Origin of the sequence: Moorena sp. SIO4A5 (genome assembly GCF_010672005.1) — a bacterium.
In the GTDB taxonomy this organism is placed as follows: Bacteria; Cyanobacteriota; Cyanobacteriia; order Cyanobacteriales; family Coleofasciculaceae; genus Moorena.
The window spans coordinates 1-16,750 of the sequence record NZ_JAAHHZ010000057.1 but is presented as its reverse complement, the minus strand read 5'-3'; the positions used below and the strand labels follow the sequence as shown (position 1 = coordinate 16,750).

The following is a 16,750-nucleotide window of genomic DNA, read 5'->3' as shown; positions in this document are numbered from 1 at the left end:
AGTGACACTAAGATTACTAGATTGTTATGCTAGAAGGCTTTTTAAGCCTGCAACATAAGATTGTTCGAGCCATCGGTAATCCTACTCCAATTATCAATTACCAAAAGGTAAGATTTATTGGTTGCAGGCATTGCTGAGAATTGGAATAACTAAAAATCACTCTTAAGTCAACATTAAATCAAACGCTTATTGCTATTATATATGATTAATACTAAGATAGTTCGGAATGGCCTAGCTCTCCTAGCTAGTAGCTTACTATTCACCCCCACTGCTGGTTTGGCTAGCTCTCCTCGTCAGGGGCAAGTTGAAAATAAATTAATCGCAGCAGCACAGTATTTAAGAAACAGCGAGTATATGCCAACTCATCGACCGGTAGTAAATAGACTTTCCCGGAACCAAGTCGATGCATTTACCCTGGAGCTAGAAGCTGGTAAATCTTATACCTTAGTAAGTTTTTGTGATGATGCTTGTCTCGATATTGACCTAGGTCTGTATGATAACAATGGCCAAACCCTTGACTATGATACTGACTATGGTCAATATCCGATTGTTCAAGTTACCCCTCGCGGCAGTGGGAAATTTATGGTTAAAGTCGGTATGCCCCACTGTGTAAGCTCTTCATGCTATTACGGGGTGGGGATATTCGCGAAATAGATCAAAACTGAGATCTTCCTTCCCATTTTGCCAAATTGATGCTATTATAATAAGTGGCTCGGATCGACGCGATCGCAACGCCCAAACCTTGTCAGGACCGGAAGGTAGCAGCAATACGGGATGCTTACGATAGGCGTGGACTCCGGGTCATCCTCGTAGCCACAACACATAGCCATAACACAATAGACATCCCTCCAGTTATCAGTAACTTCAGATCTAGTTACTTCGGGCGGGCGGCGTAACTTCAGACAAGGGAAGAAAAATTGGCGGAAACAGTAGTGAAAGAAAACACTACTAAAAAGCGATACATCCCTGTTTACTAATGATCCGAAGTTTCCAGTGATGTGTTAGCTTCCCCCATCAATCATCACCCTATAGTTAGCCTAATTTGAGGTAAGCTCGATAATTTCAGTATCTGAAATCAATTCACCATTATGAACTAAATCCTGATGGTTGTTGGAATTTAAGGTAACCGTGATTTCATTTCTACCAGGTTCAAGCTTGCCAATATAATACCAATTGCTGTAAATCCTGGTAATTTTTTTGCCATTGATGAATAGATGGCCATGTCCTTCTCCTGGTTGATGGGCTTTGCTAGCATTCTTGGGAGAAAATTGGAAGTTAGAAACCTTTATTTCTAAATTCCATCCTATCATCGGATCTGGAGACACCACTATGTCAACATCTGGAACAGGTTGACCAGAAGGGATTTCCATTGTGCCATGATGATGACCCATATCTTCACCATGGTGACTACTGCTGCCGACTTTGTGATTATGGTGATTATGCTCCATGTCTTTACTATGGTGATTACCGGTTTCAGTTTTATCACCATGGACCTGAGCATGGGTCTGTTCAGAATCTAGATCTTCATGGCTAGCCATTCCACAACCACTACCTAGTAAGCTGATAGTTAGCAAACTGGCTGATGCTAATCTTAAAATAGTTCTAAGTGCTGAAAATAGTGCTAAGTGCTGAGGGCTGAGTGGGATTTCTTTGGGTCGGTAAGTGAATAAGGTCTTGCTCATCCGATCGACAGTTGTTGTTTTAACCATGGACTTTGCTAAATTGCCCATGGTAGTGTATATCATGTCATTTAAAATATCAAAAGACAAGCTGTAAAACCTGGTAATTAGTTAGCAAAGCATATGCGCTACGCGCACGGTGCGCGAACAGCAGTCAGCGTTCAGCGGTCAGATTAAAATAAACCCGGGAGAATTTAATATTGATAGATTAATGATAAGTGAAAGTATTGATAAAAGTCCTTGGCCTATGGCTACGCTACGGGAACAGATTTGTGGCACAGGCTTCTAGCCTGTGACATTAACCAATGCTTAGCTCTTTCTTCAAAAGCTGATCGCTTACGATTACCAACCTACTTCTTGAGCTACTCCATACAATTCCTCTAAATGTCGGCAAAATTCACTGTAGGTTCCAATTTGCCGTGCGTCTAATCCAGTTAAATCTAAATTTTCTTCAGTACTTTTCTGTTGGAGGTCTACTCCTTCCTGCTTGTTACGCATATTTAATCGGTAAGCATTTTGGTCTGGATAAATTTAAAAAATTATCTCGATCGCGTCTTCATAGGTGTCTAAGGAAAGGGTTAGATCGAAGGGCTTTCCAGGTAAAATCAAGCTGATGCTGTCATAGCCTGTTGCTTCTTCTGTGTAAAAAACTTGTGATTCTGACATGGCGACAATTATTTGAGTCCAGGCAGGAAAGCTAGTCATTTTTCTTCTCCTTTAGATAGTGATGGTAGGTAGTAATAGCAATGCCCTGGGTTTAACCTGAAACTAGCATGCAACGCACTGAACACACGGATGCTACAGTTGAGCAATCGGTGATTCACCACGGCACTAGGGAGGTTATCCCAATAAAGAATACTAAAAATAACAACAATAGTAGGGTAACTATCATACCAATAATGATGAAAGATGTGATCGCCCAACCCCGTTGATGGCGCTTAAAGGTTTTGATACTCTTCCAACGGCGACTTTTCCATGCCCACTCATTGCCCTTGATGCCCAAAATAATCCCCATCACTGGCCAAGCCAAAAATCCAGTCACTAAGGATAGATCGGTCCAGGCAATCAGTCCAATCCAAACTTGATTGGTGACACACCACAAACCTGGTAGACAAAAGGCACCCCAGTTCCAGCCTTGAATCTCTGCTGGCACTGGAACAGATTCGTCAAACACTTGCTTGCAACCGGAATTATTGATGGGAGTAGGTGGTGGGTAGGATTTAGACTGGGGAGTTACAGCCACAGTACCCTTGATTTCTGTTTCTCTAACCTTAGAATCATCAGAATCATCGGTTTGGATTAGGTCTAGAACCTGTTCAGCAGATTGGAATCGCTCAGAGGGTTGGGATGCTAGCAAACGAGATAGGATAGTATTAAAATCTGGAGATAAAGTTACTTCTTCTTCAGTTCGCCAGCTAAGGGTATAAGGGTCAACCAGTTCCTGGGGCTGTTTACCAGTCATTAGTACTAGTGCTGTTACTCCCAAAGCATACAGGTCACTATGGGGAGCAGCAATCCCTAAGCGTAGCTGTTCATCAGGTGCATAGCCAACTTTACCTAAGCAAGTCCCACCAGCGTAGATGGCGGAGTTTTGCCCACTGGTTACGGGGGTATTGACTTCTAGGGCAATTTGTTTGACACCACCCAAGTCAATTAATACTGGTAGTCCATCGGAAGCACGACGGATAATATTGTCCGGAGCAATATCTCGGTGAATTATGCCTAATTGGTGTAGGTAGCTTAAGACCGGGAGCAATTGCTGAAACAGTTGGAGAATTTCGGTTTCGCTGAACCGTTCCCCTTTGCTTACTCGTTCTTCGAGTAAGGTTTGATAGGTTTTTCCTTCAATGTAGTCTTGGACGAGAAACAACCGTTTGCCATCCCGAAAAAATTCCCAGAATCTCGGAATTTGGGGGGATGAAAGCTTGTGCAGCATGGTTGCTTCCCGTTGAAATAGTTCTTCGGCTTTTTCAATGGGTTGGGTGCCCTGGTTTCTTGGAGTCAGCTCTTTTAGGGTTACTAGTTCATTAAAGCGTCCAGTGTCTTTGGCGAGGTAGGTTTTGCCAAATCCCCCTTGTCCTAAGGTGCGCTGAATTATGTAGCGATCGCGTAATCGGCTTCCAGTCTCTAATTTATTGTCTAGATTACTATTGTCTAGATTACTATTGTCTAGATTACTATTGTCTAGATTAGTGTCTAAGAGACTGCTACTGGGAGGGAGTAGAGAGGCACCACAACGAGAGCAAAAACTTGCCCGACTGGGATTGATTTGCTCACATTTCATACAAATGATTGAATTCATGGCTCCACTCTTTTGAATACCAGTTGGGTTCATGCCGTTGCTGCCTAGTTAATTAGTATTATAATTGGCACTAGAATTGGCTCGATATGATCTATTTTAGCCACCATCAGAAAAATGAGAGTTCATTCAAATGTGATGCTTGGGGTAAGTATTGTGGACGGTTGATGGTGAATTGTAAACGAATTGTCAACCGAAGGCAGCAATCTTAATCAAAAATAGTTAATAAGAAATATTAAGGTCGCAATTATTAACTATTTCAGGCTTAAAATTATAAAGTTATGTGCGTAGAACGTGGGTGATGGTGCAAATAACAGGAACAACAAAGTTACTGGGTGTGATTGGTGATCCAGTGGAACATTCTTTATCACCACTGATGCATAACCGAGCGATCGCATCTTTGGATGTGGATTATGTCTACCTACCCTTACCGGTAAAATCAGCAGATTTGAAAAATGCGATCGCTGGTTTTGAGGCGATTGGTCTAGTGGGCTTCAGTATCACCATTCCCCACAAGCAGAGTATCATCCCCTTGTTGTCGGAAATTTCAACAGTGGCTCAAGGGGTGGGAGCAGTGAATACTGTTTATCGCACCGATATCGGTTGGATTGGTACGAATACCGATATCGAAGGATTTATCACCCCGTTGCAAGGGTATAACCGGGATTGGAGTCAAACTACTGTAGTCATTTTGGGATGTGGTGGTGCTGCACGAGCCGTAGTAGTAGGTTGTGCTGAACTCGGTTGTACTGAGATTCATGTGCTTGGCCGCAATCAGGACAAGTTAGGTCAATTTAAGCAAAGCTGGATTAATTCTGACCTTGCTATTACTATTCATACTCATCCTTGGCAACAACTACCGGAACTCCTGGCTCAAGCCAATTTGTTAGTTAATGCTACTCCTGTGGGAATGTATCCCAAGGTCGAGCAGTCTCCTGTGGATCAGGTAACCATGGCTAGGTTGCCAGAAAATGCGATCGCTTATGACTTGATTTATACTCCTAATCCCACTCAGTTTTTAAGACAAGCCAAGGAACAGGGCGCGTACGCTATTGATGGATTGGAAATGCTGGTGCAACAGGGAGCAGCAGCTTTCAAAATTTGGTTAGGACAAACTCCACCAGTGGATATTATGCGTCACGCTCTCCAGGAAAAATTGGGATTGTTGAAAAGTTAGTTAAAATTTATAGCGCTGCAGGTAGGGAATAGAGAAGGTCGGATCAGGGAAAGAAACGGAGGTGATCTGAGGTTTGGGCAGTGTTCAAACCGACAGGGGATGGGAATGGACTCGAGTAGGCTAAAGGGATAGCAAGTCGTGGTTTCATAAAATAACTAAGTACTACGATTAGAACACTACTAAAGCACGAACTATGGGCAATACCTTTGGACATCTGTTTCGAATCACTACATTCGGAGAATCCCACGGGGGTGGGGTTGGGGTAGTCATTGATGGCTGTCCACCGCGATTGGAAATTTCTGCGGCAGAAATTCAGGTAGATTTAGACCGCAGGCGTCCGGGTCAGAGTAAGATTACTACTCCTCGTAAAGAAACTGATACTTGTGAAATTGTTTCAGGAGTATTTCAGGGCAAAACCCTAGGCACACCAATTATGATTATGGTGCGCAATAAAGACACTAGGCCCCAAGACTATAGCGAGATGCAAAAGACGTATCGGCCTTCCCATGCTGATGCTACCTATGATGCTAAGTATGGCATTCGGAACTGGCAGGGGGGAGGACGTTCTTCAGCCCGGGAAACCATCGGGCGAGTGGCAGCGGGTGCGATCGCAAAAAAAATTCTCCAGCAAGCTGCTGGTGTAGAAATCATTGGCTACGTCAAGCGTATCAAAACCTTAGAAGGTATCGTAGACTCCAACACCGTTACTCAAGACCAGGTAGAAAGTAATATTGTTCGTTGCCCTGATTCAGAATGTGCTGAACGGATGATTGAACTGATTGAAGAAACTGGACGTAGCGGTGATTCCGTTGGGGGTGTAGTAGAATGTGTGGCTCGCCATATACCCAAAGGCTTGGGAGAGCCAGTCTTTGATAAGCTAGAAGCGGATTTAGCCAAAGGGGTGATGTCCCTACCAGCTAGTAAAGGTTTCGAGATTGGCTCTGGCTTTGGGGGCACTCTACTTACCGGCAGTGAGCATAATGATGAATTTTACACAGACGAAACCGGTGCAGTGCGCACTGTTACAAATCGCTCCGGTGGCATTCAAGGTGGCATTAGTAATGGCGAGACTATTATTATTAGAGTAGCGTTTAAACCCACTGCTACCATCCGCAAAGAACAACGTACTGTCACCACTACTGGTGAAGAAACCATTCTAGCTGCTAAAGGACGTCACGACCCTTGTGTTTTACCCAGGGCCGTACCTATGGTAGAAGCAATGGTTGCTTTGGTATTGTGCGATCACCTGTTGCGTCATCAGGGTCAGTGCGGTACTTTGAAGCATTAACTTACCAATGAAGATAAGCACTTCCTCCGAGTTTTCGGTTAAATTTTGGGGAGTCCGAGGCAGTATACCTAGCCCTGGACAGGACACAATTCAATATGGCGGCAATACGTCTTGTGTAGAGATGCAAGTGGCTGGGTTACGCCTGATTTTCGATGGTGGTACTGGCTTGCGGTTGCTGGGAAAAAGCCTTAAGCAGCAGTTACCCATTGAAGCTTATTGGTTTTTTACTCACTACCACTGGGATCATATTCAAGGCGTGCCATTTTTCATTCCAGTCTTTGTGGAAGGGAACATTTTACATATTTATGGCGCAGCTCCCCCCGGGGAGTGCATGGAGAAACACTTCAAGGAGCGGGTCTTACACTTGAATGCTCCAGTTCCTACTAACAAAGTCAAGGCAGATTTGAAGTTCTATGACTTAGAAGCAGGTCATAACACTATCACCATAAAAGATATTACCATAGAAACTGCTCCTTTAAATCATCCTAATGGTGCTATAGGCTATCGCGTAAGCTGGCAAGGGCATTCCGTGTGCTACTGCACCGATACAGAACATTTTCCCGACCGCCTTGATCAAAATGTGGTGTATCTAGCCCGTGATGCTGATATGTTAATCTACGATGCTATGTATACCGATGAAGAATACCACAACCCCAAATCTCCCAAAGTAAGTTGGGGACATTCCACCTGGCAGGAAGGGGTGAAGCTCGCAGAAGCTGCTGGTGTTAAGAAACTGGCTATCTTCCACCACGAACCCAATCACTGTGATGATTTTCTCGACAACCTAGCAGTGGAAGTCAAAGAAGTGTTTGATCGCGCGTTTATAGTCAAAGAAGGGATGATTGTTAGGGTAAAGTAATGGTGAAGGGTGTAGGTTGAAGGTTGAAGGTTGAAGGTTGAAGGTTGAAGGTTGAAGGTTGAAGGTTGAAGGTTTTTCGCCTTTGGCCTTCGGTGAAGGGTAGGTTGTTTCGGTAGCGTGGCCGAAAAGCCAAGGTTGAGTGTTGATAATATGTTTATAGTCAACATTATTATTGATGATTAGACCTCTCCCCACCTAAATTCTTAACCCTTCACCCTGCGTCGATACCCTGTGATCTCAATCCAAGTCCAGACTTTCCAACTCCGACTGGAAGTCTGCTACAAAGGCTTCAGTATCATCCAGTTTCATATCGTTCAAAGCTTCCCACTCTGCATCGGTATAGTTGGCATCGCTCCCAATGACATCCATGGTCCAAGAGTAAATGTTGCTAGGATCTTCGAGAAGTTCTACAGCAAATTCACGGGCACTTTTGCTGATACTCGGATCTGCCTTAGCTGCTAAACAAAGGTTTAACAGTTTACCCAAAGATGTATCTGGGGTTACTGACAGTAATAAAGTCATGGTGTCTTCCAGGAGCTTTTTTTTGTCTACCATGCTTGAGTACTCGTGACAGTTAATTTCCGAGTAAAATATTATAGTAATTTGGTGGAAAGTTGTTGATCATAATAAACATTTTTTTTGTTTTATTTATGCTATCTTAACTCTCTGTCAATTTTCACTGTTGAACCTTCACTAAGTAGGTGATTTGTATTCACTAGATAGTGCCAAATAGATGCCACCCAAAACAACTCCAAAAGCAATCCAGTTAAAAAGACTCAATTGTTCGTAGAAGAGTATCCAGGCACCGATAGCTGCTAGGACCGGTTCTAATAACAAAAAAACAGCAACAAATCCTGAGGAAAAGTGATCGAGGCTATATACCAGCAGCCATTGACCCAAGATCTGACAGACTAAAGCAAAGCAAAGAATAGCACTCCATCCCTGCCAGGAATAGGGAAACAGGTTATCTCCACTCAGTAGGGCGATAGGTAGGCTAAACACGGTAGCGATCGCAGAACTCCAAAACAAGATGGTGGTTGCTTTAAGCCTGGTTTGGAGTCTTTCGAGAATCAATAGATAGACAGCAAAAGTGATTGAAGCCAGTATGGCAGCAATATCCCCCTCTACTTTGCCAGTGGTGATTTGCCAGTCTTCTAGTCCAATTGCGATCGCTCCTGCCATGGCGAGGCTCATTCCCATCAGGAATTTGCTTTCAAAGCCTCTTTTCCATACCAGCCATCCCCCTAAAATGGTAAACACTGGCGTGAGATTAGCCAGTAGAGTTGCGTTGGCGACGCTGGTTTGAGTTAATGACCAAGCCCAGATGATGATGTCAGCAGAGAAAAAAATCCCGACTCCTAGCAATCCGCCCCACACCCAACCTGAGTCAGGCAAATAATCTTGTGTTATCGGTTTATCAAGAGAAATTCGGCAGCGTAACCCTTGGAGTCCTTTCCACAGACCCAAGAGTGTGGTACTAATCCAGAAGCGATTAAATGCTGTAGCGCTCGCAGAGATTTCACGCTCACTGAATCGGATGAAGATTGGTGTTGAAGATAGAAATATTAAAGCGAAAAATAAAGCAGCGATCGCCATGATCATTAGGGTTTGGGAAAACTGCTCTTCTGTTGACTCGAACTGATCTGTCATGTAGTTATATTATGTCCATTAAATTACCCATAATTAATAGTGTCTTTGCTAGTGGGTAGTGGGTAGTGGGTAGTGGGTGATAGCTTCTAAGGAAGCTAACTACTGTAAGGAAACGCCACTGTTTCCGGGTACATCTCAATGCCTAAAATTAGGCAAAAATTATAATCAAAAGAGATAACTTCTTTTTCTGGGGTTATTTATTTATCTGCGATGATTAACGCCTGCACCAAATACCTTATTAGCTATAGTTTAAATCCATAACAGTTTATGTAGCATAGAATAATCACCTATTCTATGCTTTATCCATAACTTAACTCTCGTTTTTAGGCTCTACCTAGAAGTGTCTGATCGGAGGCTTTGCCTGATAACGATGGAAACGACTTGCGAGTGGAATTCCCTATTTTAAAATAGGACAATCAGTCGATACTCTTGAATTAATTGATTAATTAATTGTTAGCTATAACTGCCTGTTTTAGATTATTCCACCAGGTATCCATTGCTGCTATAGAATCAGAGAAACCCTCATGGATTTCACTTAAGTTTAAACTATGTTGTTCGTAGTGGTTAATAAAGGTACCCAGACCATCTTTATGTTCCTGTTCTACTCCATTGAGATGAAGATCGAAGAAGTATGTCAATTTTTCTGAGGGTTGACAGTTCTCCTGAGACGTTGAGTACAAATCGGTTAGATTGCGAACTAGCTCTAACTCTGGAATAGCACCTGCCTCAGTTGCATAAAAAACACCACAGATTTTACTCGCAGAGCCTGACTTACAAAGGTCAAGCATAGTTTCCAGGAAACCCTTAGTTTCTACTGAGAGCACATACTCATCCACCTTAAATTGGAATGACTCTCGAAGCCCATCGGTATAGATAGCAAAATGGGACTCTTCACCAGAAGCTCCACTTTCTTCATCAGAGTTTCGCTGTAATTCCACAGATATGGCAGGAGCAGATTGAGAATTCTCAGAAGCTACAGACAGGAGCATAGGATTGTGCCGGGAAAATCCACTATGCTCTTTGATATAGTATTCTAACCTTTCGGGAGGACACTCAGGTAAAGTTAAGTTAGTCCGTATCCTTTGAAAAAGTGACTGAACTTCTTGATCAAGTAAATCTGTATTAAGCATTACTGTAATTTAATCCGATTGCCTTGATTAGAATACCACAAGCAATTGACTATATACCAATTCTAAGTTATTCAAAAAATCTGTAAATATTAAAATCATTGCTGGGCAATGGTTATGGGGATTCGGCTAAGACGAGGCTATCACGTTCGCTTCGGCCACTACATTTCACGAATCATTTAGCACTGCTATAGAGCAACTATCATTAGCAAAAGATATAGTAGTTGTAAATTGGGTGAGATCCTTTCGTCCTGGATTAATGGGAGGTTGTTCAACACATCTATCGGTAAAGTATAGATGCCCAAATGGTTAGCAATTGCCCGTTGGCGCGTAGGAATACGGGTCTGAATCGGTGAATTTAATACTCTTAGCTTATTTGTATTATTTGCTACTACCAGAGTGGTGGAACCACCCCCATCCAAATTGAGGGCGCTATCGGCTCCTAATTCTTGAATAATACTAGTTAATTCAGCCAAAGTAACCCCTTCACTGTAAAAGCGCTGGCGACCATCAACAATAATTAACCACAAAGTTTTGCCTGATTTATCAATAGCCACAGCAGTGCGGGGATACAATAGTTTTTCATCTGTACTATCTCCCAATACTGCTGGCTTCCCTTCCTTTAGTAAAATTTCTCTACCCGCCAATCCCTCAGATGTGCCTAGAGGGCAACGGTTTTGATAGATTTGAACTTGGAGAAGCTTTGAAATACACAGCACTGAATAATTTTTTGATTTTGGAGGAGCATAGGATTTTCCATCAGAGATAACTTGCCCTTCTACTTTGACCGGATCACCAGATTTAGGATAGGAGTTAGGTGGATACTCCCGAAAAGGATAAAAGAAACTACCGTTGATAGCTAATTGTAAGTTAAACTCCCGCACAAATTCCGAAGTAGTCCGGGCAGCAAATTCGTTTTTATTGATGGTATTTCCTGGTGTTACTAATAGTTTAATCCCTGGTGTTGTTAGGTCTATGGTCACAGTATGTACTATGAGCGGACGGGGTGATTTGCGAGCATCTCTTTGATAAAAAATGCCTGGTAAAAGTTGTTGCTGCTTGTCGGTGGGAAGCGGACGCTTGAGCAGCAATCCGCCATAGATAAAAACTGGCACGCTCACAATACTGATGCTGGTGATAACCATAATTCGCTTAAGTCTAGTTATATTTAATTTTTTCATGCTCTAAGCTATACCAAAGGGAACAGGGAACAGGGAACAGGGAACAAAAATTATCACAATTCATTTAGGATTGGTATATTGTGCATTTAAACTGTATTATATTAATGGGGTTTATTAACTACTATCTTTGGGTATAAAATAGCTATAAAAATCATCAATTAATGGTGATATTTTTTTCCCTACTCCCTACTCCCTACTCCCTACTCCCTACTCCCTATTCCCTATTCCCTACTCCCTATTCTCTACCGGTAAAGCATAGATGCCCAGATGGTTAGCAACTGGACGTTGGCGCGTAGGAATACGAGTCTGAATCGGTGAATTTAATACCCGTAACTTAGTCTTATTTGCTATTACGAGAGTGCTGGAACCACCCCCATCCAAATTGAGGGCGCTATCGGCTCCTAATTCTTGAATAATAGTAGTCAACTCAGCCAAACTAACTCCTTCGCTGTAAAATTGCTGGCGACCATCAACAATAATTAACCACAAAGTTTTGCCTGATTTATCAATAGCTACAGCAGTGCGGGGAGAGAATAGGTTCTCACCTCCACGACCTCCCAATACTGCTGGCTTTCCTTCTTTTAGTAAAATTTCTCTACCGGCTAGTCCCTCCGATGTGCCTGGAGGACAACGGCTTTGATAAATTTGAGCATAAATTTCAGCTTGGAGAAACTTTGAAATACAAAGCACTGAAGAAGTAGATTTTGGAGGCGCATAGGATTTCCCATCAGAGATAACTTGGCCTTGTACTTTGACCGGATCACCACTGTTAGGATATAAATTAGGTGGATACTGCCGAAAAGGATAAAAGAAACTACCATTAATAGCTAATTGTAAGTTAAACTCCCGCACAAATTCCGAGGTAGTCCGGGCAGCAAATTCATTTTTATCGACTTTATTTCCTGGTGTTACTAACAGTTTAATTCCTGGTGCGGTTAGGTCTATGGTAACAGTATGTACCATCAGCGGACGGGGTGAGTTGCGAGCATCTCTTTGATATACGATGCCTTGGAACAGTTGTTGCTGCTTGTCGGTGGGAAGCGGACGCTTGACCAGCAATCCGCCATAGATCAACAGTGGCACGCTCACAATACTGATGCTGGTGGTAAGCAGAATTCGCTTCAGTCTAGTTATAAATATTTTTTTCATGGTATAATAATAAGTTTATGGATAAAATCTTTAAGATTAATCCACCAACTTAACTTACCCCCCTGTCAATGGCAAATTGTCGTGACATTGGTGTGATTGCTGACTTACCTTGGTCGTGTAGGTATCTACCAGATCAGAAATCGACTATGACAGAATCAATTCGCTTCCTCATGTGTCCCCCTGACCACTACGATGTGGATTATGTGATTAATCCCTGGATGGAGGGAAATATTCACAAGTCATCGAGGGATCGCGCTGTAGAACAGTGGCAAAAACTGCACTATGTCATCAAAGAGCATGCCCTAGTCGATTTAGTTTCTCCTCAATCCGGTTGGCCAGATATGGTATTTGCAGCCAATGCCGGATTAGTCTTGGGCAAGAATGTAGTGCTTAGCCGCTTCCTCCACAAAGAGCGCCAGGGAGAAGAACCTTATTTCAAGCAATGGTTTAATGACAATGGCTACACTGTCTATGAACTTCCTCAAGACTTACCCTTTGAAGGAGCTGGGGATGCTCTGCTAGACCGGGAAGGGCGTTGGCTGTGGGCTGGCTATGGCTTCCGCTCAGAACTTGATTCCCATCCATACCTTGCTAAATGGCTAGATATTGAAGTTGTGTCCCTGCGCCTAATGGATCAACGTTTCTATCACTTGGACACTTGCTTCTGTCCCCTGAGTGGTGGCTATTTACTCTACTATCCCCCAGCATTTGATGCCTATTCCAACCGCTTAATCGAAATGCGGGTAGCACCGGAAAAACGAATCGCCATAGAGGAAGCTGATGCAGTGAACTTTGCTTGCAATGCGGTCAATATTGATCAACTTGTAGTGATGAACAAAGTTAGCGATCGCTTGAAAGATCGGCTCGGTCAAGCTGGGTTTGAGGTGATTGAAACCCCCTTGACGGAATTTCTCAAAGCTGGTGGTGCTGCTAAATGCCTAACCTTACGGGTAACTGAACCAGTCCGCAGTGAAATCCATGGCAATCAACCGGTTGAAAGTCGCATTATTCGTTTGGAAGGTCATTTGCTTGATTCTGGTATCATCAGCCGTGCCTTGGATTTAATTGTAGGAGGTGGGGGTAGCTTCCAGGTACTTAACTTCGACCTAGGAACACAGCGGCAAAGCACCTCTAATGCTGAACTGAAAGTCTCTGCACCAGATCATGAGGTGATGGCAGAGATTATGACTAAGCTGATTGATCTAGGAGCTGTCACTCCTGCCCAAGAGGTGTGTGATGCTAACTTGGAACCTGTTACTCAAGCAGGGGTTGCTCCTGATGACTTTTATGTTACTACCATTTATCCGACGGAAGTACGGGTAAATTGTGAGTGGGTGAAGGTACAACATCAACGCATGGATGGTGCGATCGCAATAACTGAAACCCCAGACGGTGTAATCGCTCGTTGTAAAGTGCTGCGGGATTTGGAAGTTGGAGAGCAGGTGATCGTGGGAGTAGAAGGAATCCGCACGGTGCGCAAAACTCAATCCCGTGAACAACGCAATCAGCAAGAATTTAGTTTTATGGCATCTGGGGTCTCTAGTGAGCGCCGGGTAGAATTAGTAGTCGAACAAATTGCTTGGGAGCTGCGCCAAATTCGGGACCAAGGGGGCAGAGTTGTAGTGACAGCAGGACCTGTGGTAATTCACACTGGCGGTAGTGAACATTTATCCAGTTTGATTCGACTTGGGTATGTTCAGGCGCTGTTAGGGGGAAATGCGATCGCAGTTCATGACATCGAGCAATCCCTGATGGGAACCTCTTTGGGTGTGGATATGAAACGAGGAGTAGTTGTCCATGGTGGACACCGACACCATCTCAAGGTAATCAATACTATCCGTCGCTGCGGTAGTATTGCCCAAGCTGTAGAACAGGGTGTATTAACTAAAGGGGTGATGTATGAATGCGTCCGCAATAACGTACCATTTGTCCTAGCTGGTTCCATCCGAGATGATGGTCCTCTGCCAGATACCCAGATGGATTTGATTAAAGCACAGCAAGACTATGCCAAGTTATTGGAAGGGACAGATATGATCTTGATGCTGTCTACTATGCTCCATTCTATTGGCGTCGGCAATATGACTCCAGCCGGAGTGAAGATGGTCTGTGTGGATATTAACCCCGCCGTAGTGACAAAATTAAGCGATCGCGGTTCAGTAGAATCGGTTGGTGTTGTTACTGATGTCGGTTTATTCCTTAGCTTGTTAGTGCAACAGTTAGATAAGTTAACCAGTCCTTATCTAGTCAAGTAATTAGTTTAACTGTTGAAGAATTAAGAATTAAGAATTAAGAATTAAGAATTCTACATTCTACATTCTACATTCTTAATTCTTCATTTATTACTAAATTATTAACTTGCTTTATAATCCATATTTTCATTGTCACTAGGAACCAAAACCCAGTCTGAGAGTCTTAGTTTCTGATAGGTTGCCCAGCCTTTAGAACCGCCAGGTACTGGATAATCTGGGACAGCATATTGGGGAAAAGCTGTGTACGGACGCCAAGCCTCATAAGGGGAAGTCCGCAAGTGCAACATTTTTGGTTCATTGCTACCAAAGCTCGATAACCAGCACATTTGTTTTACCATGGGATACTCCTTGATTGTGAATTAAAGCTAGAGAGCCTTGGTTAACTGACCATTTGAACAGTAAGTAGGTGAGAAATAACCCTGAATTGCTGATTTACTGAATTCATAGATAATTTAGCAATTCAGTCATGTTAAATGTATCTCTAGCTACCTACTTGATGCACTTAATAATGTTATTATGTCTCAGTCGCCTTGACTCTAACTGCTGTGTTTATTGTTTCTTCAGTAATTTAGCTGTGGATTCCGGATAATTGGGTTAAGCTAATCAGAATTTAATTGGCAAATTTACCGTATGAGGCAAAAGTAAGCATTTAGCGGTCAGCGGTCAGCGGTCAGCGGTCAGCGGTCAGCCGTCAGCTATCATGCTTAACATAAACCCAGGGTAGCTGCGCCGATTCGCAATAAATTAAACGAATGTTTACCTATGCAAGCTGATAGCTGATAGCTGATAGCTGATAGCACCTCAAGTAGCGTGCGCATAGCGCATAAGCTTACTTTCATCCCTTGCTCCCTGAGCTTACTCACTCCAAGGTGGAGGATTTCCGATTAAACTGTGCTTAACGAAATTCCTGAAATGAATTTCACGAATTGACATCTGTCTATAGAGCTCGCACAGAAGATTCTTTGCTTGTTCAAGGTCGAGATTTTGAATTTGCGTCTCAAAAACTTTAAGATTGAACTCCTGTTCTAGGGAAAATTCTATTGGTTGATGTTTTTCCATGATGATCTGACTCCTATAAATTTCCAGAAATTAGGGATTGGTTAGACCCCTCAACTCACGTTAATTACGAGTGGGTAACTTGACGCCTTAATTACTTATCACCTTGAGTTGGGATTTTTCTGCAAGGATTACTGTAAATAGGCTTTATACTAGTTATGATGGCAAAGTTTACGAGACTTTACAGTACCCTTGCGGGTACTTTGTATCCCACCCACACCTATCCTTAAGTATCACATCGGTAAAGCAACCAGAAAACGCGATTGACCGTAGGTCACGCTTTAGGCTTTGCCTACGCTGCGCGAACGCGAACGCGCTTCAGGGGATATCGAGAGAAGCCTGAGCACTGTCTTGATGCAAAGCGCGAGTGGGGGAAACCCCCTTTGGCCGACTGCATCCCTAAACCTCCAAGTAACGTAAGTAAAAATACTTAGCGGTAATCGATACTTTCAGAATAATTGGCAGACAAGAGCAGAATGCCTCAGTATTGATCTCAGTTTTTTGTTTCAGTTGTTTCAGTTATATGATCTCAATACATATATTCAAGGTAAATTGATGCCAGTTATAGAAGCTAAGACTTATATAGAATATCGGGACAATGGTTACTGGATTGCAGGCACACGAATTTCTCTAGACTCCGTTGTATATACTTTCCGCAACGGATTATCACCAGAAAGTATTGTTCAATCCTTCCCACTGTCAACCTTGAACAGGTTTACGGAGCGATCGCGTTCTACTTAGCTAATCGTGAGCAGATTGATACTTACCTCGCTTTGGAAGAGGAAGAGTTTGATGCCATGCCTCAACCATTACAAATCTCTGATCCGTCTTTGTATAACAAACTTATCTCACGATTATCCAAAAAACAGAGGCTGGGAGCATGAGCGTCTGGGTCTTTTAGTTTTTCCGTAAGCATATGCGCTACGCGCACGCTGCGCGAACAGCAGTCAGCGGTCAGCCGTGAGCCAAGGCCAATGGCCTTGGCCATTGGCTGATAGCAGCTGAATGATTACTGATAGTTAGGTTTTGTTAAAAA

At 43.1% G+C, this 16,750-nt stretch carries 18 protein-coding genes and 1 other RNA gene; 7 read left to right on the top strand and 12 right to left on the bottom strand.

Going from position 1 to position 16,750, the window contains the following annotated elements; genetic code table 11:
* The first annotated feature begins 201 nt into the window (after positions 1-201).
* Together F6K57_RS18500 and ffs are read left to right on the top strand one after the other, a co-directional pair.
* Complete coding sequence (locus F6K57_RS18500) at positions 202-654, top strand: hypothetical protein (RefSeq protein ID WP_293069807.1); 453 nt, start codon at positions 202-204, stop codon at positions 652-654.
* A gap of 55 nt (positions 655-709) precedes the next feature.
* Positions 710-806: signal recognition particle sRNA small type (gene ffs / locus F6K57_RS18495), an RNA gene on the top strand.
* A 231-nt stretch (positions 807-1,037) separates the two neighbouring features.
* Here the strand turns inward: ffs and F6K57_RS18490 are convergent.
* The 4 genes from F6K57_RS18490 to F6K57_RS18475 all read right to left on the bottom strand — a co-directional run bounded on the left by F6K57_RS18490 (position 1,038) and on the right by F6K57_RS18475 (position 3,981).
* Positions 1,038-1,709 carry a hypothetical protein gene (locus F6K57_RS18490; RefSeq protein ID WP_293069805.1) on the bottom strand — a complete coding sequence of 224 codons (672 nt, stop codon included), beginning with the start codon at positions 1,707-1,709 and terminating at the stop codon, positions 1,038-1,040.
* A 312-nt stretch (positions 1,710-2,021) separates the two neighbouring features.
* A complete protein-coding gene (locus F6K57_RS18485) occupies positions 2,022-2,177 on the bottom strand; it encodes a hypothetical protein (protein WP_293069803.1) in 156 nt (51 codons plus the stop codon).
* A gap of 33 nt (positions 2,178-2,210) precedes the next feature.
* Positions 2,211-2,384, bottom strand: coding sequence for a hypothetical protein (locus F6K57_RS18480; protein ID WP_293069801.1), 174 nt, complete (start codon positions 2,382-2,384; stop codon positions 2,211-2,213).
* Positions 2,385-2,499: 115 nt separating this feature from the next.
* Positions 2,500-3,981 carry a protein kinase gene (locus F6K57_RS18475; RefSeq protein ID WP_293069799.1) on the bottom strand — a complete coding sequence of 494 codons (1,482 nt, stop codon included), beginning with the start codon at positions 3,979-3,981 and terminating at the stop codon, positions 2,500-2,502.
* Positions 3,982-4,279: 298 nt separating this feature from the next.
* Here F6K57_RS18475 and F6K57_RS18470 point away from each other — a divergent pair, with 298 nt between their 5' ends.
* The 3 genes from F6K57_RS18470 (at position 4,280) to F6K57_RS18460 (ending at position 7,302) form a co-directional block, all read left to right on the top strand.
* Positions 4,280-5,155: a shikimate dehydrogenase gene (locus F6K57_RS18470; protein ID WP_293069797.1), complete on the top strand. Its 876-nt coding sequence runs from the start codon at positions 4,280-4,282 to the stop codon at positions 5,153-5,155.
* A 193-nt stretch (positions 5,156-5,348) separates the two neighbouring features.
* Complete coding sequence (aroC, locus tag F6K57_RS18465) at positions 5,349-6,443, top strand: chorismate synthase (protein WP_293052914.1); 1,095 nt, start codon at positions 5,349-5,351, stop codon at positions 6,441-6,443.
* Between the two features lie 7 nt (positions 6,444-6,450).
* Positions 6,451-7,302 (top strand): MBL fold metallo-hydrolase, encoded by an 852-nt coding sequence (locus tag F6K57_RS18460; RefSeq protein ID WP_293069795.1) that lies wholly within the window; start codon positions 6,451-6,453, stop codon positions 7,300-7,302.
* On the opposite strand, the gene F6K57_RS18455 is transcribed toward F6K57_RS18460, so the two are convergent.
* From F6K57_RS18455 to F6K57_RS18430, 6 genes are all read right to left on the bottom strand, one after another.
* Complete coding sequence (locus tag F6K57_RS18455) at positions 7,289-7,435, bottom strand: hypothetical protein (protein WP_293069794.1); 147 nt, start codon at positions 7,433-7,435, stop codon at positions 7,289-7,291. The two genes, F6K57_RS18460 and F6K57_RS18455, sit on opposite strands and share 14 nt — an antisense overlap.
* Before the next feature lie 104 nt (positions 7,436-7,539).
* On the bottom strand, positions 7,540-7,857 hold the full coding sequence (locus tag F6K57_RS18450; RefSeq protein WP_293019280.1) for a hypothetical protein: 318 nt from the start codon (positions 7,855-7,857) through the stop codon (positions 7,540-7,542).
* Between the two features lie 138 nt (positions 7,858-7,995).
* Positions 7,996-8,952, bottom strand: a complete 957-nt coding sequence (locus tag F6K57_RS18445; RefSeq protein WP_293019279.1) for a DMT family transporter — start codon at positions 8,950-8,952, stop codon at positions 7,996-7,998.
* 446 nt (positions 8,953-9,398) lie between these two features.
* Positions 9,399-10,082, bottom strand: a complete 684-nt coding sequence (locus F6K57_RS18440; protein ID WP_293044304.1) for a DUF3865 domain-containing protein — start codon at positions 10,080-10,082, stop codon at positions 9,399-9,401.
* Between the two features lie 185 nt (positions 10,083-10,267).
* Positions 10,268-11,224: a phosphodiester glycosidase family protein gene (locus tag F6K57_RS18435; protein ID WP_293069791.1), complete on the bottom strand. Its 957-nt coding sequence runs from the start codon at positions 11,222-11,224 to the stop codon at positions 10,268-10,270.
* Positions 11,225-11,488: 264 nt separating this feature from the next.
* On the bottom strand, positions 11,489-12,409 hold the full coding sequence (locus tag F6K57_RS18430) for a phosphodiester glycosidase family protein (RefSeq protein WP_293069789.1): 921 nt from the start codon (positions 12,407-12,409) through the stop codon (positions 11,489-11,491).
* A 146-nt stretch (positions 12,410-12,555) separates the two neighbouring features.
* Here F6K57_RS18430 and F6K57_RS18425 point away from each other — a divergent pair, with 146 nt between their 5' ends.
* Entirely contained in the window at positions 12,556-14,661 is a 2,106-nt protein-coding gene (locus F6K57_RS18425; RefSeq protein WP_293019306.1) for a TIGR00300 family protein, read from the top strand.
* Positions 14,662-14,759: 98 nt separating this feature from the next.
* Here F6K57_RS18425 and F6K57_RS18420 read toward each other — a convergent pair whose 3' ends face one another.
* Complete coding sequence (locus F6K57_RS18420; RefSeq protein ID WP_293019275.1) at positions 14,760-14,996, bottom strand: hypothetical protein; 237 nt, start codon at positions 14,994-14,996, stop codon at positions 14,760-14,762.
* A 517-nt stretch (positions 14,997-15,513) separates the two neighbouring features.
* Complete coding sequence (locus F6K57_RS18415; RefSeq protein WP_075903326.1) at positions 15,514-15,717, bottom strand: NblA/ycf18 family protein; 204 nt, start codon at positions 15,715-15,717, stop codon at positions 15,514-15,516.
* Between the two features lie 552 nt (positions 15,718-16,269).
* Between F6K57_RS18415 and F6K57_RS18410 the strand changes: the two genes are divergently transcribed.
* Complete coding sequence (locus tag F6K57_RS18410) at positions 16,270-16,455, top strand: DUF433 domain-containing protein (RefSeq protein WP_293019273.1); 186 nt, start codon at positions 16,270-16,272, stop codon at positions 16,453-16,455.
* Positions 16,456-16,750: the final 295 nt, after the last annotated feature.